This is a genomic window from Ancylobacter sp. TW_SC_1, from assembly GCF_056836805.1.
Genome location: NZ_CM166365.1, coordinates 619,519 through 644,009 on the forward strand (window position 1 = coordinate 619,519; position 24,491 = coordinate 644,009).

The following is a 24,491-nucleotide window of genomic DNA, read 5'->3' on the forward strand; positions in this document are numbered from 1 at the left end:
CATCACCACCCGAGGTCCGAAACCGTGGTGAAACCTGAATTAGGCACCAAGCGCATCTGCCCCGTCACGGGGCGGAAGTTCTACGACCTGAACAAGGATCCGGTGATCTCGCCCTATACCGGCCAGATCGTGCCGATCACCACCGCTGTCGTGCGCGGCCGCGCCGAGGCGCCGCGCGCCGCCGAGCCCGATCCCGAGATCGAGGAGACCGCCGAGGTCGAGATCGTTTCGCTGGAGGACGCCGACGAGGAGGCTTCCGGCGCGACGAAGGCGGCCGTGGTCGACGACGAACTCGAGATCGACGACGACGATGATGTCGCGACCGACGACGACGATACCTTCCTCGAGGAAGACGAGGACGGCGACGATGACGTGTCCGATCTGATCGGCGACGGCATCGAGGACGACGAGGAAAGCTGAAAAGCACTGGGGACGGATCGCTCGATGTGAAGTCGAGGCTTGCAGTCCGATCCGCCATGTGCTTTACGACCGTTCCGCTCCGGCCAAAACCGGGGCGGCAGTCCGGACGAGACCCAAGGCGAAACGCTCCGGCGTTCCGCGCGTCCGGCACCCTCGGTGGGGCCATAGCTCAGTTGGGAGAGCGCTTGAATGGCATTCAAGAGGTCGGCGGTTCGATTCCGCCTGGCTCCACCAATCAAATCTCCCATGACAATGAAATGATTAGCCGCTCCAGGCCGAGCCAGCACGGCTCTCGCGCCATGGATCGAACGAATCGCGGTCCCGGCCGGCGGTCGCATCGACGCGAACGCCGGCTCGCACACTGGGTGACGCGCGGCCCGCACGGTGATCCATCAGCCCCCCGCCGCACCTGCCGGGCCCGCGATCCACAGCTGAACGCACCCGATCGTTTCGTGACGGCACTGCCCCTTTCCAATTGTCGCACGGCCGGCATAGGCTCACCCTAGACATAAGGCTTGGATGAAACGGGCGCGGGTACGGGCATGAGCCGTCCGCACACCGCCAGCGCCGCCTCGGGGAGATAAGCAGATGCAGCTCGGAATCGTTGGCCTCGGCCGCATGGGCGGGAACATTGCCCGCCGGCTCACCAAGGCGGGACATGACTGCGTGGTCTGGGACCGCAACGAAGCCGCCGTGACGGAGCTCGGCACCGAGGGCAACCGGCCCGCCGGCGATCTGGCGGATCTCGTCGCCAAGCTCGACGCGCCGCGCGCCGTGTGGGTGATGCTGCCGGCCGGAGGGCCGACGGAGATGACCATCGCCACGCTGGCGGGCCTCCTCTCGCCCGGAGACGCGATCATCGACGGCGGCAACACCTTCTACAAGGACGACATCCGCCGCGCCGCCGAGCTGGAGCCGAAGGGCATCCACTATATCGACGTCGGCACCTCGGGCGGCGTGTGGGGCCTGGAGCGCGGCTACTGCATGATGATCGGCGGGGCGAAGGAGGCGGTCGACCGCCTCGACCCGATCTTCGCCGCCCTCGCCCCCGGCCTCGGCGACATTCCCCGCACGCCGGGCCGCGAGGAGCGCGATTCGCGCGTCGAGCACGGCTACATGCATTGCGGGCCGGCCGGCTCCGGGCATTTCGTCAAGATGGTGCATAACGGCATCGAATACGGGCTGATGCAGGCCTATGCCGAAGGCTTCGAAATCCTCAAGAACAAGAACTCCACCGCCCTGCCAGAGAATGAGCGTTTCACGCTCGACATGGCGGATGTCGCCGAGGTCTGGCGGCGCGGCAGCGTCGTCTCCTCCTGGCTGCTCGACCTGTCGGCCATCGCGCTCACCAGGGACGAGGCCCTCAGCGACTTCCCCGGAGAGGTGGCCGATTCGGGCGAAGGCCGCTGGACGGTGATGGCGGCGATCGAGGAGGCGGTGTCCGCCGAGGTGCTCTCCGCCGCGCTCTACACCCGCTTCCGCTCGCGCCAGGACCATACGTTCGGCGAGAAGCTGCTCTCGGCGATGCGCTTCCAGTTCGGCGGCCACACCGAATTCAAGACCGGCAAGTAAGCGGCGGACACCGACCCATGGGAAGCGAGTCCGTCGTCCTCGGCCGGAAAGTGCTGGCGCCCGATACGGCGCCGGCGCCGGCCTCGACCTTTTTCATCTTCGGCGCCTCGGGCGACCTCACCAAGCGCCTGTTGCTGCCCTCGCTCTACAACCTCGCCAATGAGGGCGTTCTCGCCGACGACTTCACCATCATCGGCGTCGACCATGTCGAGCAAAGCGAGGAGGACTACCGCGCCTATCTCACCGATTCGGTGGCGGAGCTGCCCGGCTCGCTCGACACGGAGGGCGAGGCCTGGCGCTGGCTGATGAGCCGCATTGGCTATGTCTCGGGCGATTTCGAGGATCCCGCCACCTATGGGCGGATTCGCGAGCGGCTGGACCAGCGCAAGCAGCAGACCGGCAATGCGGTGTTCTATCTCGCCGTGGCGCCGCGCTTCTTCGCCGTCATCTCCGAGCAGCTCGGCGCCGCCGGCCTGCTGAAGGAGGAGGAGGGCAGCTTCCGCCACATCGTGGTCGAGAAGCCTTTCGGCTCCGACATGCCCTCGGCGAAGGCGCTCAACCGGCGCCTGCTCGCCGTCGCCGACGAGCGGCAGATCTACCGGATCGACCATTTCCTCGGCAAGGAAACGGTGCAGAACATGATGGCGCTGCGCTTCGGCAACGGCATCTTCGAGCCGATCTGGAGCAAGGAATATATCGACCATGTGCAGATCACCGCCGCCGAGACGGTGACGGTGGAGCAGCGCGGGCGCTTCTACGACGCCACCGGCGCGCTGCGCGACATGGTGCCGAACCACATGTTCCAGCTCCTCGCCATGACCGCGATGGAGCCGCCGAACTCCTTCGACGCCGACGCCGTGCGCACCGAGAAGACCAAGGTGATCGAGGCGATCCGGCACATGCGCCCGAGCGACGCCATCGGCGCGGCGGTGCGCGGCCAGTACCGCGCCGGCTTCGTCAATGGCGACGCGGTGAAGGACTACCGGGCGGAGAAGGACGTCGCGCCCGACAGCCGCACCGAGACCTATGTCGCGCTGAAGTGCTTCGTCGATTCCTGGCGCTGGAACGGCGTGCCCTTCTATGTGCGCACCGGCAAGGCGCTGGCGGTGCGGCGCACCGAGATCGCCATCCAGTTCAAGCGCGCGCCGGGCGTGCTGTTCCGCCATCTGCCGACGGCGCTGAAGCCGAACCTGATGGTCATCCATGTGCAGCCGGACGAGGGCGTCTCGCTGCGCTTCGCCGCCAAGGTGCCCGGCCGCAAGGTCCGGCTCTCGGACGTGGAGATGAGCTTCAAATATACCGACTACTTCAAGGCGGCCCCAAGCACCGGCTACGAGACGCTGATCTATGACTGCCTGTGCGGTGACCCGACCCTGTTCCAGCGGGCCGACACCATCGAGGCCGGCTGGGAAGCGGTGGAACCGATCCTCGAGGCCGTCACCGGCGGCGAGGACGAGGTGCAGTTCTATTCGGCGGGATCGAGCGGTCCGGCCATGGCCGATGTCATGCTGGCGCAGGATGGCTTCCAGTGGCTGCCGCTCGAAAGGGATCGCCCGCGATGAACGATGACGTCTCCCCGGCCGCGAGCGCGGCCGCCCGAAAGCCCGCCAGCTCGCGCATCCGCCTGATGGTGTCGGATGTCGACGGAACGCTGGTGAACCGGGAGAAACAGGTCACGCCGGCCACGATCGACGCGGTGAGGCGGCTGCGCGCGGCGGGCATCGCCTTCGCCGCGGTCTCCGCGCGGCCGCCGCGCGGCATGAAGCTCCTGGTCGAGGCGCTGAAGCTCGACCTGTTCGGCGGCTTCAATGGCGGCTCCATCCTGCGCGGCGACTTCACCGTGCTGGAGGAGCACTTCGTGGCGGCCGAGGCGGCGCGAAAGGGCATTGAGATGATGGCGCCGCGCGGCGCCTATGTCTGGGTGTTCGCCGACAATGAGTGGTTCATCACCGATCCGGGCAACACCTATGTCGCCGGGGAGATCCGTACCGTCGCCTTCGAGCCGACGGTGGTCGCCGATTTCGGCGATCATATCGCGCGGGCCGGCAAGATCGTGTTCTCCTCGACCGATTTCGACATGCTGGCGGCGAGCGAGCCGGAGCTTCAGAAGCTCGCGGGCGATGGCGCTACGGCGCGGCGCTCGCAGGCCAAATATCTCGACATGACGCCGCCGGGCACCGACAAGGGCTATGCGGTGCGCGCCTTCGCCCGGCTCTACGGCGTGGCGCTGGACGAGGTGGCGGTCATCGGCGACATGGCCAACGACCTGCCGATGTTCGCGACCGGCGGGCTTGCCATCGCCATGGGCAATGCCTCCCCGGAGGTGAAGGAGCAGGCGCATTTCGAGACGCTGACCAATGCCGAGGACGGCGTCGCCCACGCCATCGAGCAGTTCGTGCTGCCACGGGCACCGTAGCCGGGCGCCTGAGCCGGGCCCACCGTTCCCGGCCGCCTCGCGGCCGTGCGCTCAGCCCGAGAATTCGGTCTCGTGCCTGAGCGCGTCCTCCGCCTCGGGGTTGAGCGGCCGGGCGGCACGCTCGGGTACGACCAGCGGCTCCGGCTCGAGCGGCAGGGGCCCGCGATCCTCGCCCTCGGCGAGCTGGCGGCGGAGGCGTTCGAGATCGCGCTGGCGCACATCCGCCACCGTCGCCTGCGCGGTGGCGGCGTCGATGCCGTTGGCCCGCAGCGTCGCCTCGCCGAAGGCGAGGGCGGATTCGAAGGTCTCGCGGATCTCGTAGTCGACGCCGCGCGTGCGCAGCGCCACCGCATGGGTGCGGTCGAACGCCCGCGCATGCAGCCGCACGGCGGGCATGTTGGCCTTCAGGATCTCGACGATGTGGTCGGTGGTGTCGCGCCGGTCGACGCAGATGGCGACGACGCGCGCGCGCTCGGCGCCGGCGGCGCGCAGCACGTCGAGCCGCGTGCCATCGCCGTAATAGATGCGGAAGCCGAAGCGGCCGGCGCTCTGGATCATCTCGACGTCGTTGTCGATGATCGTCACTTCCAGCCCCTGCGCCAGCAGGCATTGCGAGACGATCTGGCCGAAGCGGCCGAAGCCGACCACCAGCACCGAGCCGCGGGCGTCGCTGAAATCGGCGCTCGGCAGGGCGGCGGGACGGCGCTCCAGCCGGCGGGCGAGCCGCTCGCCGATCAGCGCCACGGGCGGGCCGAGCAGCATCGTCATGGCGGCGCAGGCCGCCAGCATGTCGGTCTGGCGCTCATTGATCAGGCCGAGGCCGAGGGCGAGCGGAAACAGCACGAAGGAGAACTCGCCGGCGGGGGTGAGCACCGAGGCCGAGCGCACCGCATCGGCGCGCGTGCCGTCGGAGAAGCGAAACACCGCCCAGACGGAGACCGCCTTCACCAGCGTGACGAGCAGCGTGCCGGCGATCAGCAGCGGCGCGTTGGCCAGCACCACGCCGAGATTCATCGACATGCCGACGCCCATGAAGAAGAGCGCGATCAGCAGGCCGCGAAAGGCGTCGATATTGGCTTCCAGCTCGTGGCGGAAATTCGATTCCGACAGCATCACCCCGGCAAGGAAGGCGCCGAGCGCCATCGACATGCCAGCGGAGGCCATCAGCGTGCCCGCGCCCAGCACCACCAGCAGCGCGGCGGCGGTCATCACCTCGCGCGCGCCCGAGCGGGCGAGGACGCGGAAGAACGGCGTGAGCAGATAGCGCCCGACCGCGATGATCAGCAGCAGCGCACCGATGATGATGGCGACGTGCTCGGCCGATTCGACGAAGCTGCGCTCCTCGTGCACGCCCTGCGCCAGGAACGGCATCAGCGCGATCAGCGGCACCACCGCCATGTCCTGGAACAGCAGCACGCCGAAGGCGCGCTGGCCGTAGGGCTGGGTGAGGCCCCGCTTCTCCTCCAGCAGTTGCAGCGCGATGGAGGTGGCGGAAAGCGCCAGCGCGAGCCCGGCCACCAGCGAGGCGCGCCAGTCGAAGCCGCTGCCGGCGTAATGCGTCAGTACCGCGATGGCGGCGCCGCTGAAGACGAGCTGCGCCGTGCCGAGCCCGAAGATCGCGCGCCGCAGCGCCAGCAGCCGGGAGAATTGCAGTTCGAGCCCGATGATGAACAGCAGCAGCACCACGCCGATCTCGGCCACGGTGATGATGCGCTCGGGATCATGGAAGATTCCGACGCCCGACGGGCCTATGGCAACGCCGGCGAGAATGTAGCCGACGATGGGCGAGAGGCCGAGACGGCGCGCGATGGGCACCGCCACCACCGCCGTCGCCAGAAAGACCAGCGCCCCGAGCAGCAATCCGTGTCCGTCATCCTGCATGGATCGACTGTCCTCCCGCTTTGCGTTCACCCCACGCTACAGGATCGGATGCCGCCGGGGGATGGCGGAAGCATGGTCGATTAGGGACGAATCGAGCCGCGAACGGGCATTTGCGCGAAAATCCGCGCCGGAAAAACCTCGTCGATACGTGCCGTTAGGGAAGAGATCGGCGGATCTCCGCGACGCCGAGGCGGCCGCACGCCCTCATGCGCCGGCCGCCTCGCCATGTCGGAACGGGTCGGTCAGTGGTGATGCGCGGTCGGGCCCGGCGGGTTCAGCGTGGGATGTGGCGCGGGAATGGTGTCGCGCGTCACCGGCGGAAGCGTCTTCAGCGCCTCGAACACGACCGGCATCAGCCCCTCTCCACCGGCCGCGACATGGTCTTCCATGCGCGCGCGCATGCGCGGATCCCAGAAGTCCTTGATGTGCTTGGCGATGCCGGGCACCGCCTTGCCGTGCTTCTGCACCTCGAAGAACTTGCCGATCTGGTTCGCCATGTAGACCAGGCGGTCCATCGTATTAGCCGACATGGGCGATACGCTCCTTTTCTGCCCCGCCAAGCACGATGCGATGGGGGTGGGTAAACACTTCGAACCCGTCGTCGCGGGCGATGGCCACCAGCGTGATGCCGGCCTTCTCCGCCGTGCGCACCGCGAGCGCGGTGGGCGCGGAGACCGCCACCAGCACGGAGGCGCCGAGCATGGCGGTCTTCTGCACCATCTCGATCGACACACGGCTGGTCAGCAGCACGACGCCGGAGGTCGCCTCGCGCCCCTCGCGGACGAGACGGCCGACGAGCTTGTCGAGCGCGTTGTGGCGCCCGACATCCTCGCGCACCGCCACTAGGCCGGCGGCCGGCTCCCAGAAGGCGGCGGCATGCACGGCGCGGGTCTCGTGGTTCAGCACTTGCGCCGGCGGCAGCGAGGCCACCGCGCGGGAAATCTCCGCCGCCGTGAAGCGGGCGCCTTCCGGCACCGACCGGGCGGGCTTCACCGCCAGTTCCAGGCTCTCGACGCCGCACAGGCCGCAGCCGGTGGGGCCGGCGATCTGCCGGCGGCGCGCCACCATCTGGCCGGCGCGTTCCTCGTTGATCCACAGGCGGACCTCGACGCCGACGATGCCCGCCTCGTCCTCGAACTCCAGCACCTCGATCGAACCGACGTCGGACAGCGCGCCGATCACGCCCTCGGTGAGGCTGAAGCCGTAGCCGAAATCCTCGAGGTCGGCCGGCGTCGCCATCATCACGGCATAGGTAGAGCCGTTATGGACGATGGCGACCGGCGTCTCCTCGGGGATCGCCCGCTCGCCCGCTATCGCCCCGGAGGGGGCGACGGCAAGGCGCGGCACGCGGACGACCGGGGCGATCATCGCAAAGCGACTCCGTTCACTCCGCCGCGACGGCGATGCGGCGGCTCTGACGCGTGAAGGCGTCATAGTCCTCCTGCCACTCGGACGGGCCGTTCGAGCGGGCGATCTGCACCGCCGTCACCTTGAACTCGGGGCAGTTGGTCGCCCAGTCCGAGAAGTCGGTGGTCACGACGTTTGCCTGCGTCGTCGGGTGGTGGAAGGTGGTGTAGACGACACCCGGCGCGACGCGATCGGTGATCTGCGCGCGCAGGGTGGTGGAACCGGCGCGGCTGTCGATCCGCACCCAGTCGCCGTCGCGCACACCGCGCTGCTCGGCGTCGTGCGGGTGGATCTCCAGCACGTCCTCGGGATGCCAGGCGACATTCGCCGTACGGCGGGTCTGCGCGCCGACATTGTAGTGGCTGAGGATGCGGCCGGTGGTGAGCAGCAGCGGGAAGCGGGCCCCGGTGCGCTCGTCGGTCGGCACGTATTCGGTGACGACGAACTTGCCCTTGCCGCGCGCGAACCCGTTGATGTGCATGATCGGCATGCCCTCGGGGTTGGCGTCGTTGCACGGCCACTGGACCGAGCCCATCTCGTCGAGCTTGGCGAACGACACGCCGGCGAAGCTCGGGGTGAGCGCGGCGATCTCGTCCATGATCTGCGAGGGGTGGGTGTAGTTCCAGTCGAGGCCGATGGCCTTGGCCAGCAGTTGGGTGACTTCCCAGTCGCCATAGCCGTTCTTCGGCGCCATCACCTTGCGCACGAGCTGGATGCGGCGCTCGGCATTGGTGAAGGTGCCGTCCTTCTCGAGGAAGGTGCAGCCCGGCAGGAAGACATGGGCATAGGCGGCGGTCTCGTTCAGGAACAGGTCCTGCACGATGACCAGCTCCATGGCCGCGAGGCCGGAGGCGACATGGTGCGTGTCCGGGTCGGACTGCAGGATGTCCTCGCCCTGGATGTAGATCGCCTTGAAGGTGCCGTCGACGGCGGCGTCCAGCATGTTGGGAATGCGCAGGCCCGGCTCGGGATCGAGCGGCCGGCCCCACATCGCTTCGAACGTCGCGCGGGTGGCGTCGTCGGAGATGTGGCGGTAGCCCGGCAGCTCGTGCGGGAACGAGCCCATGTCGCACGAGCCCTGCACGTTGTTCTGGCCGCGCAGCGGGTTCACGCCGACGCCGCGGCGGCCGATATTGCCAGTCGCCATGGCGAGATTGGCGATGGCCATGACGGTGGTCGAGCCCTGCGAGTGCTCGGTGACGCCAAGGCCGTAATAGATCGCCGCATTGCCGCCGGTGGCGTAGAGACGGGCGGCGCCGCGGATCTGCTCGGCCGGCACGCCGGAGAGCTTCTCGACTTCCTCGGGCGAGTGGCGCTTGTCGGCGACGAACTCGGCCCAGTCCTGGAACTCGTCCCAGTCGCAGAACTGGCGGATATAGTCCTCGTTCACCAGCCCCTCGGTGACGACGACATGCGCCAGCGCGGTGACGATGGCGACATTGGTGCCCGGCTGCAGCGGCAGGTGGAAGTCCGCCTTGATGTGGGGCGAGCGCACGAGGTCGATGCGGCGCGGGTCGACGACGATCAGCCGGGCACCCTCCCGCAGGCGCTTCTTCATGCGCGAGCCGAACACCGGATGGCCGTCGGTCGGGTTGGCGCCGATGACCAGGATGACGTCGGAATCCTCGACCGAATCGAAGTCCTGCGTGCCGGCGGAGGTGCCGAAGGCCTGATTCAGGCCGTAGCCGGTCGGCGAGTGGCAGACGCGCGCGCAGGTGTCGACGTTATTGGTGCCGAAGCCGGCGCGGATGATCTTCTGGACGAGGTAGGCTTCCTCATTGGTGCAGCGCGAGGAGGTGATGCCGCCGACCGACTTGCGGCCATAGGCGTCCTGGATGCGCTTCAGCTCGGAAGCGGTGTAGGAGATCGCCTCCTCCCACGAGACCTCGCGCCACGGGTCGGTGACCTTGGCGCGGATCATCGGGTTGAGGATGCGGTCCTGATGGGTGGCGTAGCCCCAGGCGAAGCGACCCTTCACGCAGCTGTGGCCACGATTGGCCTTGCCGTCCTTCCAGGGCACCATGCGCACCACTTCCTGGCCGCGCATCTCCGCCTTGAAGGTGCAGCCGACGCCGCAATAGGCGCAGGTGGTGACCACCGAGTGCTCGGGCGTGCCGATCTCGATCAGGCGCTTCTCGGAGAGGGTGGCTGTCGGGCAGGCCTGCACGCAGGCGCCGCAGGACACGCATTCGGAGGTGAGGAAGGCTTCCGACTGGCCGGGCGACACGCGCGAGCCGAAGCCGCGGCCGGAGATGGTCAGCGCGAAGGTGCCCTGCACTTCCTCGCAGGCGCGCACGCAGCGATTGCAGACGATGCACTTGGCCGGGTCATAGGTGAAGTACGGGTTCGACTCGTCCTTCGGCATGACCAGCTCGGAGGAGGGGGCGAAATGGTTCTTGCCCTCCATGCCGTAGCGCACTTCGCGCAGGCCGACCGCGCCGGCCATGTCCTGCAGCTCGCAGTCGCCATTGGCCGCGCAGGTCAGGCAGTCCAGCGGGTGGTCGGAGATGTAGAGCTCCATCACGCCCTTGCGCAGCTGCGCCAGGCGGGCGGTCTGGGTGTGGACCTTGATGCCCGGCGCCACCGGCGTGGTGCAGGAGGCCGGGGTGCCGTTGCGGCCCTCGATCTCGACGAGGCAGAGGCGGCAGGAGCCGAACGCCTCCAGCGAGTCGGTCGCGCAGAGCTTGGGGATCTGCGTCCCCATCTCCATCGCCGCGCGCATGATGGAGGTGCCTTCCGGCACCGACACTTCCATCCCGTCGATGGTGAGCGTCACCATCTTGTCGGTCTTGGGAGCAGGCGTGCCGTAGTCGATCTCATGGACGAGTGACATGGGTTGCGTCCTCCTCATTCAGCGGCTTCGAGGTGGCGCGGCGGCGCGCCGAAATCCTCGGGGAAATGGTTCAGCGCGCTCAGCACCGGATAGGGGGTGAACCCGCCAAGGGCGCAAAGCGATCCAAGCTTCATGGTCTGGCAGAGGTCGGTGAGGGTCGCGAGATTGGCCTCGACGCGCTCGCCGGCGATGATGCGGTCCATCAGCTCGACGCCGCGCGTCGACCCGATGCGGCAGGGCGTGCACTTGCCGCAGCTCTCCACGGAGCAGAACTCCATGGCGAAGCGGGCCATCTTGGCGAGGTCCGCATTCTCGTCGAACACGACGATGCCGCCATGGCCGATCAGCGCGTCCTTCGCGGCGAAGGCCTCATAGTCGAAGGGCAGGTCGAACTGCCAGGTCGGCACATAGGCGCCGAGCGGGCCACCGACCTGCGCGGCCTTGACCGGCTTGCCGGAGGCGGTGCCGCCGCCGATGTCGTTGACCAACTCGCCGAGCGTGATGCCGAAGGCGGTCTCGAACAGGCCGCCGAACTTCACATTGCCGGCGATCTGGATCGGCATCGTGCCGCGCGAGCGGCCCATGCCGAAATTGGCGTAGAACTCGCCGCCATCGGCCAGGATATGCGGCACGGCAGTGAGCGAGAGCACGTTGTTGATGACGGTCGGCTGCTGGAACAGGCCCTTGTGCGCCGGCAGTGGCGGCTTGGCGCGCACCGTGCCGCGCTTCCCTTCCAAACTGTCGAGCAGGGCGGTTTCCTCGCCGCACACATAGGCGCCGGCGCCCATGCGCACTTCCATGTCGAAGCTGTAGGGCGAACCGGCGATGTTGGCGCCGAGCATGCCGTTGGCGCGCGCCACCTCGATCGCCTTCTCCATCGCCCAGATGGCGTGCGGATATTCCGAGCGGGTGTAGACATAGCCCTTGGTGGCGCCCACCGCGATGCCGGCGATGGTCATGCCCTCGATCAGCTCGAAGGGGTCGCCTTCCATGATCATGCGGTCGGCGAAGGTGCCGCTGTCGCCCTCGTCGGCGTTGCAGACGATGTATTTGCGGTCGCCTTTCGCGTCCGCCACGGTCTTCCACTTGATCGCGGTCGGGAAGCCGGCGCCACCGCGCCCGCGCAGGCCCGACTTCTTGACTTCCTCGATGATCTCCGCCGGGCCGAGCGTCAGCGCGCGCTCAAGGCCGCGATAGCCGCCATGGGCGCGGTAATCGGCGTAGGAGGCCGGGTCGATGATGCCGCAGCGCGCGAAGGTGAGGCGCGTCTGGCGGGCCAGGAAGGGGTGCTCTTCCGGCTTGCCGATGCGCAGGCCGTGCGCCCCGCCGGCGAGGAAGCCGGCCTCGAACAGGCCGTCGACATCGCCCGCGTCCACCGGGCCATAGCCGATGCGGCCCTCGGCGGTCACGACCTCGACCAGCGGCTCCAGCCAGAGCATGCCGCGCGAACCGTTGCGCACGATCTCGACCGGCTGCTTGTGCCTGAGCGCGTCGGCCTCGATGGCGGCGACCACCTCGTCGGCGCCGCAGGCGATGGCGCAGGCGTCCTTGGGAACGTAGATGCGAATGGTCACGGAATTGGTGGTCACGACTGCGCCTCCTCGATCAGGGCATCGAGCCGACGCTCGTTGAGCCGGGCCACGATGCGGCCGTCCAGCATGGCCGAGGGGGCGGTGGCGCACAGGCCGAGACAATAGATCGGCTCGACCGTGACGCGGCCATCCGCGGTGGTCTCGCCCAGCTTGCAGCCGAGCCGGTGCTCGGCATGGTCGGCCAGCGCGTCGCCGCCCGCCGCCTGGCAGGCTTCGGCACGGCACAGCTTCAGCACATGCCGGCCGGCCGGCTCGTGACGAAAGTCGTGGTAAAAGGTCACGACACCATGGACTTCGGCCCGCGAGACGTTCAGCATCTCGGCCAGCATCGGCACGATCGCGTCCGGCACATGGCCGAACGTCTCCTGCACCGCATGGAGCATGGGCATCAGCGGGCCTTCGAGGTGAGAGAACTCCTCGATCACCGCGCGGGCGCGCTCTTCGCTCCAGGGTTCGTAATGCGGCATTTCTCCCGGGCCTTCTTTTAGAATTTTCCAAAGGTAAGGATCGTACGCGGCGGAAGCGAAATCAATTCGGGTGTTCCGTTCCTTGATAGAATTTTTCTATCGTAACTCTGGCTCGGACCTTTCGTTTCCGTTGCGGCAGAAACCCGGACATTTGTTCCCTGAATGTTCTTGACGTCGCGTGGCGACGCCTTAATCTGCCGTCATCCGCGACGGAGGCCGTGACGGCGTCGCGCGGACTGAGCCGGGGGGCGGGCATGGTCCAGCGCGTGGCGACAGTGGCCTTCGAGGGCGTCGAGGCGCGCCCGGTCGATGTTCAAGTCCAGGTGAGCCCGGGTCTTCCGGCCTTCAACCTCGTCGGCCTGGCCGACAAGGCCGTCACCGAGGCGAAGGAGAGGGTGCGCGCCGCGCTCATCGCCTCCGGCCTCGCCCTGCCGGCCAAGCGCATCACCGTCAATCTCGCTCCCGCCGACCTGCCGAAGGAAGGCAGCCACTACGATCTGCCGATCGCGCTCGGCCTCATGGCGGCGATCGGCGCGCTCCCCACGGACGCGCTCGACGGCTTCACCGTGGTGGGCGAGCTCGCGCTCGACGGGCGCATCGCCGCGGTCGCCGGCGTGCTGCCCGCCGCCATCGGCGCCAATGCGCGCGGCCATGGGCTGATCTGCCCCGCCGCCTGCGGGCCGGAAGCCGCCTGGGCAAGCCCGGACATGCCGGTGCTGGCGCCGCTCTCGCTGATCCAGCTCGTCAATCACTTCGCCGGCCGGCAGACGCTCAGCCGTCCCGAGCCGAGGCTGGAGAGCGGCGGCGGCGTGCTGCCCGACCTCGCCGAGGTAAAGGGGCAGGAGACCGCCAAGCGGGCTCTGGAGATCGCCGCCGCCGGCCGCCACAACCTGCTGCTCAGCGGCCCGCCGGGCGCCTGCAAGTCGATGCTGGCGCAGCGCCTGCCCTCGATCCTGCCGCCGCTCACCCCGTCCGAGCTGCTCGAGGTCTCGATGATCGCCTCCGTCGCCGGCGCGCTGCAGGGCGGCGCGCTGACCAGCCGCCGGCCGTTTCGCGCGCCGCATCATTCCGCCAGCATGGCGGCGATGGTCGGCGGCGGCATGCGGGCGCGGCCCGGCGAGGTGTCGCTCGCCCATAATGGCGTGCTGTTCCTTGACGAGCTGCCGGAATTCGCCCCGGCGGTGCTGGATTCGCTGCGCCAGCCGCTGGAAACCGGCGAAGCGGTGATCGCCCGGGCCAATCACCGCGTTGCCTATCCCGCGCGCTTCCAGCTCATCGCCGCGATGAATCCCTGCCGCTGCGGGCGGGCGGGCGAGCCCGGGCACAGCTGCCGGCGCGGGCCGCGCTGCGCCAGCGAGTATCAGGCGCGGCTGTCGGGTCCCTTCCTCGACCGGCTGGACCTGCATCTTGATGTGCCCGCAGTTGCGGCGGTGGACCTCGTGCGCCCGGGGCCGTCCGAGCCGAGCGCGGCCGTCGCGGTTCGCGTCGCCGAGGCGCGGCACCTCCAGCGTGAGCGCTATCTGGCGCTCGGCCGGCCCGACCTGTTCACCAATGCGGAGGCAAGCGGGCCGATCCTCGAGGATATCGCGGCACCCGACGCGCAGGGCTCGGCGCTGCTCGCCGACGCCGCCCGGCTGATGCGGCTTTCCGCGCGCGGCTATCACCGCGTGCTCAAGGTGGCGCGCACCCTCGCCGACCTCGCGGGCGCCGAATCGGTCGGCCGCGGTCATCTCGCCGAGGCGCTCGCCTACCGCGCCGCCGCCGACCGCGCCGCCGCCGCAGCCTGAGGCGGGCGGCACGGGAGCCGCGGATGGCGGCGAAGCGTCGATCCGGAATGCACAGGCGCGGCCCGGTGGCACGGCGGTTTTCCCGGCGGAAGGCTCCGTCTTTCCCTTGCGAAAGGCCTCTCGCAGCCGCGGCCGGCGCGACCGTGCGCAACGTCATGCGGTCGCGCTGTCACATGAGCGTCTGAGAAATGTGATTCCTGTCATAAAAGGCTATAATGCGATGAGGGTGAGGGGCCGTTCATGACGCAGATGCTCGCCGACGGGACTGTCGAAACGCCACCGGGCGCACGCGTTGCCGCCTATGCGGCTCCCGGGCTGGCGGCCCTGCGCAGCTTCTTCACGCCGGCGCGGCTGAAATCCCTCACGCCCGGATCGGCTGGTCCCGACCATGGCATGGCACCCGCGCCGCTGCGGCTGGTGCCCGCCGCCTTCACGCCCTCGCGCTTCATGCCCGCGCTGCGCTCCTATTCGGGTCTGCGCCATCGCGCAAGCCGGGGCGAGCGCGGCCCGGTGACGCTCGGGCGGATCGGCGCGCTGGAAGTCCGCCTCGCGGTCACGGCGGCCGATGTGCGGCGCGCCCAGCGCCTGCGCTACGAGGTCTTCTACCAGGAGATGTCGGCCGCGCCGGCCGCCGCCATGCGCCTGGCGCGGCGCGATTTCGACGCCTTCGACAGCTTCTGCGACCACCTCCTGGTGCTCGACCACGATTCCTGCAGCACGGTGCGCGGCCGGCGCGTGCCGCGCGTGGTCGGCACCTACCGCCTGCTGCGGCAGGAGATCGCCGCGCGCCATGGTGGCTTCTACACCGCCGGCGAGTTCGACATCGCGCCCCTGCTGGCGCGTCACCCGAACCGGCGTTTTCTGGAGCTCGGCCGCTCCTGCGTGCTCGCCTCCTACCGCAACAAGCGCACGGTGGAGCTGCTCTGGCACGGCATCTGGGCCTATGTGCGCCGCCACGGCATCGACGTGATGTTCGGTTGCGCCAGCCTGGAAGGCGTCGATCCGCACAAGCTCGCCCGCCCGCTCGCCTTCCTGCACCATTTCGCGCCGACCGATCCGGAATGGTCGGCGAACGCGCTGGCGCCCCGCGCCACCGCGATGGACCTGATGGCGGTGGAAGCGCTCGACGCCAAGGCGGCGCTCGCCGAGCTGCCGCCGCTCATCAAGGGCTATCTGCGCCTGGGCGCGCAGATCGGCCGCGGCGCCGTCATCGACCGCCAGTTCGGCACCACCGACGTGCTGATCGTGCTGCCGGTCGAGCGCATCAGCCCGCGCTATCTCGATCATTTCGGGGTGAATGGCGAGCGTCACGCCGCCTGAACCCGTCCCCATCGCTGGTGACACCGATGCGCGCCGCGATCCGCTGCGCCGGTCGCGGCGTGGTCCGCCGCCGCCCCGTACCCCCAAGGTTTTCGCATTAGCCCGGCCATTCGATCGCGCACGGCCTTTTCGCGCCGCCGCGCCGGCCTGCCTTGCGCACCCCGTCCCCTTCGCCCATATCCTAGCGCAACGGGATGCCTTCACCGGGTCCCATCACACAAAGTCGCTTCTAGACGAGGACTTTGGGAGCATGTCGCGTATTCCCTCGCTGTCGAGCCCCTTCCTGCTCGGCTTTGACGAGGTCGAGCGGGCGCTCGACCGGGTCATGAAAGGTTCGGACGGTTATCCGCCCTACAATGTGGAGCGGGTGATTCCCCCGGACCAGCCGGAGAGACTCCGCATCACCCTGGCCGTTGCCGGTTTCACCCGGGAACAGCTCGAGGTGACGGTGGAGGAAAAGGAGCTCGTCATCCGCGGCCGCCAGGCCGAGGAGCCGGAGCGGGTGTTTCTTCACCGTGGCATCGCCGCCCGTCAGTTCCAGCGCACCTTCGTGCTGGCCGATGGCATGCGGGTTCTGGGTGCCGACCTGAAGAACGGCCTTCTCTCGGTCGACCTGGTCCGGCCGGAACCGGAACGCATCGTTCGGCGTATCGCCATAGCGAGCGACGAATGAGGGAGCCCGAAGCCGGTCTCGACAGCTGCGAAAAGGAGTCGCGGACCATGACCAACGAATTCCACATCGACCCCGGTTCCGCCGGTTCTGCGCTGGCCGGCGCCCTGACGCCGGAAGCCTTCGCCAATCTCGGCGGCGGCCACATCGCCTATGTGCGCACGATTCGCTCCGAGGAGGCGGCCGAGCTGTTTCCGCAGGCGCGCCTCGCGCCGGGGCTGACGCTGTTCACCCTGCATGCCGCCGACGGCACGCCGATGATGCTGACCGACAGCCGCGAAGCGGCCCTCGCCAGCGCGATGCAGAACGAGCTGGTGACGCTCAGCGTCCACTAACCCCACCGAACTTGCTGACGACACGCGGCACCGTCTCGAAACCGAGGCGATGCCGTTCTCGTTCTGGATCCGGAACGATCCCCGTCGTCCCTCAGCGCCGCTTGGCTTCGATCATGTCCCAGATCGTCTCCGCGATGTTCGGCCCGCCAAGCCGGCGGATGGCGCGCAGGCCGGTCGGCGCGGTGACATTGATCTCGGTGAGATTGCCGTCGATCACGTCGATGCCGGTGAAGAGCAGGCCCCGCGCGCGCAGCGCCGGCCCCAGCCGCTCGCAGATCTCGCGCTCGCGCGCCGTCAGGTCGGTCTCCTTCGCCGCCCCGCCGCGCACCATGTTGGAGCGCAGGTCGCCTTCGCTCGGCACGCGGTTGACCGCGCCGGCGAAGACGCCGTCGACCAGGATGATGCGCTTGTCGCCGTGCTTCACCTCGGGGATGAAGCGCTGCACCACCCAGGGCTCGCGGAAGGTGACGGCGAACAGGTCGTAGAGCGAGCCGAAATTGAGGTCGTCGCGGGTGAGGCGGAACACCGAAGCGCCGCCATGGCCGTAGAGCGGCTTGACGACGATGTCGCCGAACTCCTCGCGGAACGCCTTGATCTCCTCGAGATCGCGGGTGATCAGCGTCGGCGGCATCAGGTCGGGGAACTCGGTGACGAAGATCTTCTCCGGCGCGTTGCGCACATGGGCCGGGTCGTTCACCACCAGCGTCTTGGGATGGATGCGCTCCAGCAGATGCGTGGCGGTGATGTAGTTCAGGTCGAAGGGCGGATCCTGGCGCATCAGGATCACGTCGAAGCTGTCGAGGCGCACGCGCTTCGCCTCGCCGAGCGAGAAATGATCGCCCTTCACGTCGCGCACTTCCAGCGGCTGCACGGTGGCGAACACCTCGCCGTCGCGCATCGCGAGGCGGTCGGTGGTGTAGTAGGACAGCGCGTGCCCGCGCGCCTGTGCTTCCAGCAGCAGCGCGAAGGCGGAATCGCCCGCAATGTTGATGCGGTCGATCGGGTCCATCTGGACGGCGACGTTGAGGCTCATGGAAAGTCCGTCTCAGTCATGAGGGAGCCGCGGGGCGGGGTGCCGGCGGGCGGCATTCGGTTTCCTGTTTAGTCCCTCGCGGCCCGCCGCGCCACGGGTGAGGCGCGGGTGAGGCGCCGGCGGCGCAACCCTCATTCCGCCTCGAAGGCGCCGGGCAGGTGCACTGGCGGGCCGTTCGGCGCGACCAGCACCACGTCGAGCCGCATGTCGAGCCCGGCGAGTTCCGGGTTGCGGGCGAGGAAGATCTCCGCCGCCCCGGCGATGCGCCGGCGCTGGCGCGGCAGGATCGATTCGGCAGCGGAATGAAGACTGGAACGCGCCTTCACCTCGATGAAGACGAGAAGCCCGTCGCGTCGCGCCACGAGGTCGATCTCGCCGCGCGGCGTGCGCACGCGCCGCGCCAGAACGGTGAAGCCGTCACGCTCGAACAGCGCGGCGGCGGCGGCCTCTGCGTCGATCCCCCGCGCGAAGGCGGCGCGCCGAACCTCACTCATTGCCAGCCTGCAGCGCGAGGGCGCGGGCATAGACGGAGCGCCGGGGCAGGCCCGTCGCGGTCGCCACCGCCGCCGCCGCGTCCTTAATCGAGAGACTGGCCAGCGCCGTCTTCAACGCCGCGTCGAGGTCGGCCTCGGACGATTCCGCCGGCTGCGGCGGCGCGACGACCAGCACGATCTCGCCCTTGGGCGGACCGAGGTCCGCGTAATGGGCGGCGAGGGCGTCGAGCGGGCCGCGCCGCGCCTCCTCGAAGGTCTTGGTAAGCTCGCGGCACACCGCCGCCGGTCGCGGTCCCAGCCCGGCAGCGAGATCGGCCAGGCTCTCGGGCAGGCGCGGCCCGGATTCATAGAGGATGAGCGTCGCCGGCAGCGTCTTCAATTCGCTGATGCGGGTGCGGCGGGCGCCGCTCTTGGGCGGCAGGAAGCCCTCGAAGAAGAAGCGGTCGGTCGGCAGCCCCGCGGCCACCAGCGCGGCAAGGCTCGCCGAGGCGCCCGGCAGCGGGATGACGCGGTGGCCGGCCTCGATCGCCGCCGCCACCAGCTTGTAGCCGGGATCGGACACCAGCGGCGTGCCGGCGTCGGACACCTGCGCCACCACCGCGCCCTCGGCCAGGCGGGCGAGAAGGCGCGGGCGCATCTGTTCGGCATTGTGGTCGTGATAGGCGACGAGGTGTGTTTCGATTCCGTAACGATCCAGCAGGCGGCGGGTGACGCGCGTGTCTTCGCAGGCGATGACGTCGGCCGCGGCCAGCGTTTCCAGCGCCCGCAGGGTGACGTCGCCGAGATTGCCGATCGGCGTCGCGACGATATGGAGCCCGCTCTCGGGTCGCGGAGCGGAGAAGCTGTGCGCGCCGATGCGGAAGGTACGGGGGCGGGGCGTGTCGGGAGGAGATGTCATGATCGCGCCATCCTAGAGGCCGCCGTCCGCCGCGTCATGCGCCGCGTGCAGCGAGCCGGAGCGGCGTGCGGAGCGGCGTGCAGCCGGCCGAACGCGTGGATATGTCGGCCATTGCGGCCCGCCGGCCGCGCGACGAGGTGACAGGGCGAGTCCGACCGTCCTAAAAAGGGAAACGCGACGTCGGCCAGGGTGGCAGGCGCAGGATCCGAGCCGAACGCACAGCGCGATGAGCGACACGCACATCCCCGCGCCGACCGAGACCCGCCGCACGCGGCGCGGCGGCCGTGCCACGCGGCGCGGCTTCCTGGTGATGGCCGGCGCGGCGACGCTGGCGGCCTGCTCGTCCGGACCGGATGTCGGCGCCCCGCAGGCCTCGCTGCCCATGCCGGAACTGCCGCCCGATCCGAATGCCGGCCTCGGCGTCGGCACGCCCATCGGGCTCATCCTGCCACTGGGCGCCAGCGGCAATGCCGGCGCGGTGGCGCAGTCGCTGCGCAATTCGGCCGAGCTGGCGCTGTCCGAATTCGCCGGTGCCCGCATCCGTCTCATCGTCAAGGATGACGGCGGCACCGGCCCGGGGGCGCAGGCGGCCGCCCAGCAGGCCCTCGACGAAGGCGCGCGCGCCATCATCGGCCCGCTCTTCGCTCATTCGGTCGCCGCCGCCGGGCAGGTCGCGCGCCAGCGCGGCGTGCCGCTGGTCGGCTTCTCCACCGACACCAACGTCGCCACCCAGGGCGTCTATCTGCTCAGCTTCCTGCCGCAGACCGACGTCGAGCGCGCCGTGCGCTACGCCGCCTCCACCGGCCGGCGCTCCTTCGTCGGGCTGGTGCCCGACAATGCCTATGGCTCGGTGGTGGAAGCCGCCCTGCGCGAGACCGTGCCGGCGGTGGGCGGGCGCGTCGTCGGGCTGGAGCGCTACGCACCCGGCCAATATGCCGAGGCCGCGCGCCGCCTCGCCGGCTCCACCGTGCAGGCGGACGCGGTCTTCCTGCCCGACGCCGCCGACGTGGTGCCGCAGATCCTGCAGGCCATGGCTGCCTCCGGGGTCAACCTCACCGGCAAGCAGCTCATCGGCACCGGGCTGTGGGACGATCCCAAGCTGTTCGCCAACCCATCGGTCAATGGCGGCATCTTCGCGGCGCCCGATCCCGCCGGCTTCCGCGCCTTCGCGGCGCGCTACCGCGCCCGTTTCGGCCGGGAGCCGGTGCGCACCGCCACCCTCTCGCACGACGCGGTGTCGCTGATGGCGGCGCTGGTCGGCAATTTTGGCGAGGCCGGCATCACCGACGCGGCGATCCAGAATCCGTCCGGCTTCTCGGGCGTCGACGGCATCTTCCGCTTCCGCTCCGACGGCACCAACCAGCGCGGCCTCGCGGTGATGCAGATTTCCGGCGGCACGACGCAGATCGTCAGCCCCGCCCCGCGCAGCTTCGCGCAGGGGTGACCCCTCGACCCTGATGGCGAATGCTCACGCCGCCAGGTCGGCGACGATGGCGTCGAGCACCGGCAGGCCGAGGGCGGTCGCCCGCAGCCGGTCGCCGGGCAGGATCTCGACCATGCCTTCCGCCAGCAGCGCATCGAGGCGGGCGGGATCGAAGTCGCGCCCCGCCAGGCGGGCGAAACGCGCGCGGTCGATGCCTTCGGACAGGCGCAGCCCCATCAGCAGATATTCGTCGGCCTGCGCGGCGCGGGTCAGCGGCTCGTCCTCGACAACGCCGTGGCCCGCCGCCTCGACCCGGCCAAGCCATGGCTCCGGCCCGCGCTCGGTCGCGGTGGCGACACGCCCCTCCGGCGTATCCAGCCTGCCATGCGCGCCCGGCCCGATGCCGGCATATTCGCCGTAGCGCCAGTAGAGCAGATTGTGCCGGCTTTCCGCCCCCGGCCGGGCATGATTGGAAATCTCGTAGGCGGGAAGTCCGGCCGCCAGCGTCGTCTCCTGCGTCACGTCCCACAGCGCGCGGGCGACGTCGCCGTCCGGCACGATCAGCCGGCCGGCGCGGTGGAGCGCGGCGAAGGGCGTGCCGTCCTCGATGGTGAGCTGGTAGAGCGAAAGATGCTCGCAGCCCTCCGAGATGGCACGGGCGAGCTCCCGCGCCCAGTCTTCCGGGCGCTGGTCCGGGCGGGCATAGATGAGATCGAAGGACACGCGCTCGAAGGCGGCCCGCGCCACCGCCACCGCGCCCAGCGCCTCCTGCGCCGTGTGCATGCGGCCGAGCGCCTTCAGCGCGGCGTCGTCCAGCGCCTGCACGCCGAGCGAAACGCGGTTGACGCCGGCCGCGCGGTAGCCGCGGAAGCGACCGGCCTCGACGCTGGTCGGGTTGGCCTCCAGCGTCACCTCGGCGCGGGCGTCGAGGGGCCAGGCGTCATTGATCGCATCGAGGATCGCCCCGACGGTCGCCGGCTCCATCAGCGAGGGGGTGCCGCCGCCGAAGAACACGCTCTGGGTGCGCCGCTGGCCGATGCGTTCCCGCGTATGGGCGATCTCGGCCTTGAAGGCGGCGACGAAGCGCGCCTGGTCCGGCGGCGTATGGCGAACATGCGAGTTGAAGTCGCAATAGGGGCACTTGGCCTTGCAGAACGGCCAATGCACATAGACGCCGAAGCCGGGGTCCGCCGGCGGCGGAGCCGGCCACTGCGCCCGTTCAGTCAAACGTCGCCCCGAGACAGGCCTGCGCCAGCGCCATGAAGGCGCGGGCACGGTGCGACAGGCCGCGCCCGAGCGGCGGCAGGCCATGCTTCTCGGCGCCGGTCATCTCGCCGAAGGTGCGCTCATGCCCGTCAGGCTGGAACATCGGATCGTAGCCGAAACCGGCCGGGCCGCGCGGCGGCCAGACCAGCGTGCCGTGCACCACACCCTCGAAATCCTCGACATGGCCGTCCGGCCAGGCGAGGCAGAGCGCGGAGATGAAATAGCCGCGGCGCAGGTCCGGCAGCTCGGCGCCGGCATCGCGCAGCTCCTCCTCGACGCGGGTCATCGCCGCCATGAAGTCCTTCTCGGGCCCCGCCCAACGCGCGGTGTAGAGCCCCGGCGCGCCGCCGAGCGCGTCCACGCACAGGCCGGAATCGTCGGCGAAGGCCGGCAGGCCGGACGCCTTCGCGGCGGAAACCGCCTTGATGCGGGCATTCTCGGCGAAGGTGAGGCCGGTCTCATCCGGCTCCGGCAGCTCAAGCTCGCCAGCCGACACCGCCTCGACGCCATAGGGCGCGAGCAGGCCGCGCATTTCCTCCAGCTTGCCGGGGTTATGCGTGGCGATGACGATGCGGCCCTCGAGGCGGCGCGGCTGCTCCTGGCTCATGACACCGCCAGCTTCTGCAGGTCGACCAGCTTGCCGATGCCCTTGCGGGCGAGGCCGAGCATGGCGTTGAACTCATCCTCGGTGAACGGCGTCTTCTCGGCCGTGCCCTGCACCTCGACGAAGCCGCCCGAGCCGGTCATCACGAAGTTGACGTCGGCATGGGCCTCCGAATCCTCGGCATAGTCGAGGTCGAGGCGCGGCTCGCCGTCGACGATGCCGCAGGAGACGGCGGCGAGATTGTCGCGCAGCGGAATGGTCGGCAGCATGCCGCGCGACTTCATCCAGCTCAGGCAGTCATGCAGTGCGATCCAGGCGCCGGTGACGGAGGCGGTGCGGGTACCGCCATCGGCCTGGATCACGTCGCAATCGATGGTGATCTGGCGCTCGCCGAGCTTCTCGAGGTCGACCACGGCGCGCAGCGAGCGGCCGATCAGGCGCTGGATCTCCTGGGTGCGGCCGGAAGGCTTGCCGGTCGTCACCTCGCGGCGCGTGCGCTCATGGGTGGCGCGCGGCAGCATGCCGTATTCGGCCGTCACCCAGCCGCGGCCCTGCCCCTTCAGCCAGGGCGGCAGGCGCTCTTCCAGCGTGGCTGCCACGAGCACATGGGTCTCGCCGAACTTCACCAGGCAGGAACCCTCGGCATGGCGCAGCACGCCGCGCTCGAAGCTGACAGCCCGCATCTCGTCGGGAAGGCGGCGGGAAGGACGCATGCGGCAGGTCTCCTGAAGGACGGGACGGCACAACCCGTCCGGCCGGCCCTTGTAAGGGCGGCACGCCGCCGGCGCAATCGCCGCCGGAGCGCCGGCGCTCGCTTGAACATGGCGCACGATTGCCGAGATAATAGGGCGGCGCCGTATTCGGCGAGCCTCAAGGAACGACAGGTCAGGCAATGCCCCTCGATCCACTGCTGTCCGCCACCGCGCCGCAGCTCGCCCGGCTCGACGAGCGCTCGCGCGAAATCTTCCGCCAGATCGTCGAGACCTATCTCGCGACAGGCGAGCCCGCCGGCTCGCGCAACATCTCGCGGCTGATCCCGATGATGCTGTCGCCCGCCTCGGTGCGCAACGTGATGGCGGATCTCGAAGCGGCGGGCCTGATCTATGCCCCGCACACCAGCGCCGGGCGCCTGCCGACCGAGCGCGGCCTGCGCTTCTTCGTCGACGCGCTGCTGGAGATCGGCGACGTCTCCGAGGACGAGCGCAATTCGATCGAGACGCAGGTGCAGGCCGCCGCCCGTGCCCAGACCGTGGACGGCGTGCTGGCCGAGGCCTCGAACCTGCTCTCCGGCCTGTCGCGCGGCGCCGGCGTCGTCACCGCCAGCAAGACCGACGCGCGTCTCAAGCACATCGAATTCGTGCCGCTCGACGCCAGCCGGGCGCTGCTCATCCTCGTCTCCGAGGATGGCGAGGTGGAGAACCGGCTGGTTCAGCTGCCCAAGGGGCTGCCCTCCTCGGCACTGGTCGAGGCGACCAATTTCCTGAGCTCGCTGACGCGCGGGCGCACGCTGGCGGAACTGCGCGACGAGGTGGAGCGCACCCTCGCCGCCCGCCGCGCCGAGCTCGACGAGGTCACGGCGCGGGTGGTCGAGACCGGGCTGGCAAGCTGGTCCGGCGGCGAGAAGGCGGAACGGCGCCTCATCGTGCGCGGCCAGACCCGGCTGCTGCACGATCTCAGGGCGATCGAGGACCTGGAACGCGTGCGCCTGCTGTTCGACGATCTCGAGGCCAAGCAGGAAGTGGTGGACCTGCTCGGACGCGCCGAGGGCGCGCAGGGGCTGCGCATCTTCATCGGCTCGGAGAACAAGCTGTTCTCGCTGTCCGGCTCCTCCACCATCGTCGCACCCTATCGCGACGGGCAGGGCCGGGTGGTCGGCGTGCTCGGGGTGATCGGCCCGACGCGGCTGAACTATGCCCGCATCGTCCCCATGGTCGACTTCACCGCCCGCGTGGTCAGCCGCGTACTGGGCGGTCCGGGGATTGACGCGGCTTGATTTTTCCCTTGCGCGACCCGATATGGCGGGCGTCCGCGCGACATCGTCCCGCGGACAAATCCAATCTCCCGACGAGGTGC

The 24,491-nt window shown here is 69.5% G+C and carries 22 protein-coding genes and 1 tRNA gene; 11 read left to right on the forward strand and 12 right to left on the reverse strand.

The features are described from left to right. Nucleotides 1-24 precede the first annotated feature (24 nt). From AC1PZ7_RS02850 to AC1PZ7_RS02870, 5 genes are all read left to right on the forward strand, one after another. Nucleotides 25-420 carry a TIGR02300 family protein gene (locus tag AC1PZ7_RS02850; RefSeq protein WP_482358010.1) on the forward strand — a complete coding sequence of 132 codons (396 nt, stop codon included), beginning with the start codon at nt 25-27 and terminating at the stop codon, nt 418-420. Nucleotides 421-578: 158 nt separating this feature from the next. Beyond that, nucleotides 579-654, forward strand: a tRNA-Ala gene (locus AC1PZ7_RS02855). A 354-nt stretch (nt 655-1,008) separates the two neighbouring features. Beyond that, the gene (gene gnd / locus AC1PZ7_RS02860; protein ID WP_482358011.1) at nt 1,009-1,992 is read left to right on the forward strand and encodes a phosphogluconate dehydrogenase (NAD(+)-dependent, decarboxylating); all 984 of its coding nucleotides are present in this window, start codon (nt 1,009-1,011) and stop codon (nt 1,990-1,992) included. A gap of 17 nt (nt 1,993-2,009) precedes the next feature. Next, the gene (gene zwf, locus AC1PZ7_RS02865) at nt 2,010-3,554 is read left to right on the forward strand and encodes a glucose-6-phosphate dehydrogenase (protein ID WP_482358012.1); all 1,545 of its coding nucleotides are present in this window, start codon (nt 2,010-2,012) and stop codon (nt 3,552-3,554) included. Continuing rightward, the gene (locus tag AC1PZ7_RS02870; protein ID WP_482358013.1) at nt 3,551-4,408 is read left to right on the forward strand and encodes a Cof-type HAD-IIB family hydrolase; all 858 of its coding nucleotides are present in this window, start codon (nt 3,551-3,553) and stop codon (nt 4,406-4,408) included. The genes zwf and AC1PZ7_RS02870 overlap by 4 nt, the downstream gene beginning before the upstream one ends. A 51-nt stretch (nt 4,409-4,459) precedes the next feature. Here the strand turns inward: AC1PZ7_RS02870 and AC1PZ7_RS02875 are convergent, their stop codons facing one another. The 6 genes from AC1PZ7_RS02875 to AC1PZ7_RS02900 form a co-directional block, all read right to left on the reverse strand. Beyond that, nucleotides 4,460-6,289, reverse strand: coding sequence for a monovalent cation:proton antiporter-2 (CPA2) family protein (locus AC1PZ7_RS02875; RefSeq protein ID WP_482358014.1), 1,830 nt, complete (start codon nt 6,287-6,289; stop codon nt 4,460-4,462). A gap of 242 nt (nt 6,290-6,531) precedes the next feature. Next, nucleotides 6,532-6,819 (reverse strand): formate dehydrogenase subunit delta, encoded by a 288-nt coding sequence (locus tag AC1PZ7_RS02880; protein WP_482358015.1) that lies wholly within the window; start codon nt 6,817-6,819, stop codon nt 6,532-6,534. Beyond that, on the reverse strand, nt 6,809-7,657 hold the full coding sequence (gene fdhD / locus AC1PZ7_RS02885; protein WP_482358016.1) for a formate dehydrogenase accessory sulfurtransferase FdhD: 849 nt from the start codon (nt 7,655-7,657) through the stop codon (nt 6,809-6,811). The genes AC1PZ7_RS02880 and fdhD overlap by 11 nt, the downstream gene beginning before the upstream one ends. A 16-nt stretch (nt 7,658-7,673) precedes the next feature. Then, the gene (gene fdhF / locus AC1PZ7_RS02890) at nt 7,674-10,529 is read right to left on the reverse strand and encodes a formate dehydrogenase subunit alpha (protein WP_482358017.1); all 2,856 of its coding nucleotides are present in this window, start codon (nt 10,527-10,529) and stop codon (nt 7,674-7,676) included. A 14-nt stretch (nt 10,530-10,543) separates the two neighbouring features. Next, on the reverse strand, nt 10,544-12,103 hold the full coding sequence (locus AC1PZ7_RS02895) for a formate dehydrogenase beta subunit (RefSeq protein WP_482359552.1): 1,560 nt from the start codon (nt 12,101-12,103) through the stop codon (nt 10,544-10,546). 11 nt (nt 12,104-12,114) lie between these two features. Then, nucleotides 12,115-12,588, reverse strand: coding sequence for a formate dehydrogenase subunit gamma (locus AC1PZ7_RS02900; RefSeq protein WP_482358018.1), 474 nt, complete (start codon nt 12,586-12,588; stop codon nt 12,115-12,117). A 254-nt stretch (nt 12,589-12,842) separates the two neighbouring features. Between AC1PZ7_RS02900 and AC1PZ7_RS02905 the strand changes: the two genes are divergently transcribed. The 4 genes from AC1PZ7_RS02905 (at nt 12,843) to AC1PZ7_RS02920 (ending at nt 16,700) form a co-directional block, all read left to right on the forward strand. After that, nucleotides 12,843-14,375 carry a YifB family Mg chelatase-like AAA ATPase gene (locus AC1PZ7_RS02905; protein WP_482358019.1) on the forward strand — a complete coding sequence of 511 codons (1,533 nt, stop codon included), beginning with the start codon at nt 12,843-12,845 and terminating at the stop codon, nt 14,373-14,375. 240 nt (nt 14,376-14,615) lie between these two features. Then, complete coding sequence (gene olsB, locus AC1PZ7_RS02910; RefSeq protein WP_482358020.1) at nt 14,616-15,695, forward strand: l-ornithine N(alpha)-acyltransferase; 1,080 nt, start codon at nt 14,616-14,618, stop codon at nt 15,693-15,695. Between the two features lie 250 nt (nt 15,696-15,945). Next, a complete protein-coding gene (locus tag AC1PZ7_RS02915; protein ID WP_482358021.1) occupies nt 15,946-16,368 on the forward strand; it encodes an Hsp20 family protein in 423 nt (140 codons plus the stop codon). Between the two features lie 47 nt (nt 16,369-16,415). After that, the gene (locus tag AC1PZ7_RS02920; protein WP_482358022.1) at nt 16,416-16,700 is read left to right on the forward strand and encodes a BQ00720 family protein; all 285 of its coding nucleotides are present in this window, start codon (nt 16,416-16,418) and stop codon (nt 16,698-16,700) included. A gap of 91 nt (nt 16,701-16,791) precedes the next feature. Here AC1PZ7_RS02920 and gshB read toward each other — a convergent pair whose 3' ends face one another. The 3 genes from gshB to rsmI all read right to left on the reverse strand — a co-directional run bounded on the left by gshB (nt 16,792) and on the right by rsmI (nt 19,125). Beyond that, nucleotides 16,792-17,733 carry a glutathione synthase gene (gene gshB / locus AC1PZ7_RS02925; RefSeq protein WP_482358023.1) on the reverse strand — a complete coding sequence of 314 codons (942 nt, stop codon included), beginning with the start codon at nt 17,731-17,733 and terminating at the stop codon, nt 16,792-16,794. Between the two features lie 131 nt (nt 17,734-17,864). Next, on the reverse strand, nt 17,865-18,227 hold the full coding sequence (locus AC1PZ7_RS02930; protein ID WP_482358024.1) for a YraN family protein: 363 nt from the start codon (nt 18,225-18,227) through the stop codon (nt 17,865-17,867). Further along, nucleotides 18,220-19,125, reverse strand: a complete 906-nt coding sequence (gene rsmI, locus AC1PZ7_RS02935; protein ID WP_482358025.1) for a 16S rRNA (cytidine(1402)-2'-O)-methyltransferase — start codon at nt 19,123-19,125, stop codon at nt 18,220-18,222. Before rsmI ends, AC1PZ7_RS02930 begins: the two co-directional genes overlap by 8 nt. Before the next feature lie 226 nt (nt 19,126-19,351). Here rsmI and AC1PZ7_RS02940 point away from each other — a divergent pair, with 226 nt between their 5' ends. Then, nucleotides 19,352-20,569, forward strand: a complete 1,218-nt coding sequence (locus AC1PZ7_RS02940) for a penicillin-binding protein activator (RefSeq protein ID WP_482358026.1) — start codon at nt 19,352-19,354, stop codon at nt 20,567-20,569. 24 nt (nt 20,570-20,593) lie between these two features. Here the strand turns inward: AC1PZ7_RS02940 and hemW are convergent, their stop codons facing one another. The 3 genes from hemW to rph are packed head-to-tail and all read right to left on the reverse strand — an operon-like array spanning nt 20,594 to nt 23,131. After that, the gene (gene hemW, locus AC1PZ7_RS02945) at nt 20,594-21,775 is read right to left on the reverse strand and encodes a radical SAM family heme chaperone HemW (RefSeq protein WP_482358027.1); all 1,182 of its coding nucleotides are present in this window, start codon (nt 21,773-21,775) and stop codon (nt 20,594-20,596) included. Further along, nucleotides 21,768-22,421: an RdgB/HAM1 family non-canonical purine NTP pyrophosphatase gene (gene rdgB, locus AC1PZ7_RS02950; protein ID WP_482358028.1), complete on the reverse strand. Its 654-nt coding sequence runs from the start codon at nt 22,419-22,421 to the stop codon at nt 21,768-21,770. Before rdgB ends, hemW begins: the two co-directional genes overlap by 8 nt. Further along, complete coding sequence (gene rph / locus AC1PZ7_RS02955; protein WP_482358029.1) at nt 22,418-23,131, reverse strand: ribonuclease PH; 714 nt, start codon at nt 23,129-23,131, stop codon at nt 22,418-22,420. The genes rdgB and rph overlap by 4 nt, the downstream gene beginning before the upstream one ends. Before the next feature lie 179 nt (nt 23,132-23,310). Between rph and hrcA the strand changes: the two genes are divergently transcribed. Next, nucleotides 23,311-24,411 (forward strand): heat-inducible transcriptional repressor HrcA, encoded by a 1,101-nt coding sequence (hrcA, locus tag AC1PZ7_RS02960; protein ID WP_482358030.1) that lies wholly within the window; start codon nt 23,311-23,313, stop codon nt 24,409-24,411. Nucleotides 24,412-24,491 lie beyond the last annotated feature (80 nt).

What these genes read in the sequence shown, in the direction of transcription:
- zwf (WP_482358012.1), top strand. Translation starts at nt 2,010, where the DNA reads ATGGGAAGCGAGTCCGTCGTCCTCGGCCGGAAAGTGCTGGCGCCCGAT.
- AC1PZ7_RS02905 (WP_482358019.1), top strand. Translation starts at nt 12,843, where the DNA reads ATGGTCCAGCGCGTGGCGACAGTGGCCTTCGAGGGCGTCGAGGCGCGC.
- AC1PZ7_RS02930 (WP_482358024.1), bottom strand. Translation starts at nt 18,227, where the DNA reads ATGAGTGAGGTTCGGCGCGCCGCCTTCGCGCGGGGGATCGACGCAGAG.
- AC1PZ7_RS02940 (WP_482358026.1), top strand. Translation starts at nt 19,352, where the DNA reads ATGAGCGACACGCACATCCCCGCGCCGACCGAGACCCGCCGCACGCGG.
- fdhD (WP_482358016.1), bottom strand. Translation starts at nt 7,657, where the DNA reads ATGATCGCCCCGGTCGTCCGCGTGCCGCGCCTTGCCGTCGCCCCCTCC.
- AC1PZ7_RS02870 (WP_482358013.1), top strand. Translation starts at nt 3,551, where the DNA reads ATGAACGATGACGTCTCCCCGGCCGCGAGCGCGGCCGCCCGAAAGCCC.
- AC1PZ7_RS02900 (WP_482358018.1), bottom strand. Translation starts at nt 12,588, where the DNA reads ATGCCGCATTACGAACCCTGGAGCGAAGAGCGCGCCCGCGCGGTGATC.
- gnd (WP_482358011.1), top strand. Translation starts at nt 1,009, where the DNA reads ATGCAGCTCGGAATCGTTGGCCTCGGCCGCATGGGCGGGAACATTGCC.
- rph (WP_482358029.1), bottom strand. Translation starts at nt 23,131, where the DNA reads ATGCGTCCTTCCCGCCGCCTTCCCGACGAGATGCGGGCTGTCAGCTTC.
- AC1PZ7_RS02915 (WP_482358021.1), top strand. Translation starts at nt 15,946, where the DNA reads ATGTCGCGTATTCCCTCGCTGTCGAGCCCCTTCCTGCTCGGCTTTGAC.
- AC1PZ7_RS02920 (WP_482358022.1), top strand. Translation starts at nt 16,416, where the DNA reads ATGACCAACGAATTCCACATCGACCCCGGTTCCGCCGGTTCTGCGCTG.
- rsmI (WP_482358025.1), bottom strand. Translation starts at nt 19,125, where the DNA reads ATGACATCTCCTCCCGACACGCCCCGCCCCCGTACCTTCCGCATCGGC.
- fdhF (WP_482358017.1), bottom strand. Translation starts at nt 10,529, where the DNA reads ATGTCACTCGTCCATGAGATCGACTACGGCACGCCTGCTCCCAAGACC.
- AC1PZ7_RS02880 (WP_482358015.1), bottom strand. Translation starts at nt 6,819, where the DNA reads ATGTCGGCTAATACGATGGACCGCCTGGTCTACATGGCGAACCAGATC.
- AC1PZ7_RS02875 (WP_482358014.1), bottom strand. Translation starts at nt 6,289, where the DNA reads ATGCAGGATGACGGACACGGATTGCTGCTCGGGGCGCTGGTCTTTCTG.
- rdgB (WP_482358028.1), bottom strand. Translation starts at nt 22,421, where the DNA reads ATGAGCCAGGAGCAGCCGCGCCGCCTCGAGGGCCGCATCGTCATCGCC.
- olsB (WP_482358020.1), top strand. Translation starts at nt 14,616, where the DNA reads ATGACGCAGATGCTCGCCGACGGGACTGTCGAAACGCCACCGGGCGCA.
- hrcA (WP_482358030.1), top strand. Translation starts at nt 23,311, where the DNA reads ATGCCCCTCGATCCACTGCTGTCCGCCACCGCGCCGCAGCTCGCCCGG.
- gshB (WP_482358023.1), bottom strand. Translation starts at nt 17,733, where the DNA reads ATGAGCCTCAACGTCGCCGTCCAGATGGACCCGATCGACCGCATCAAC.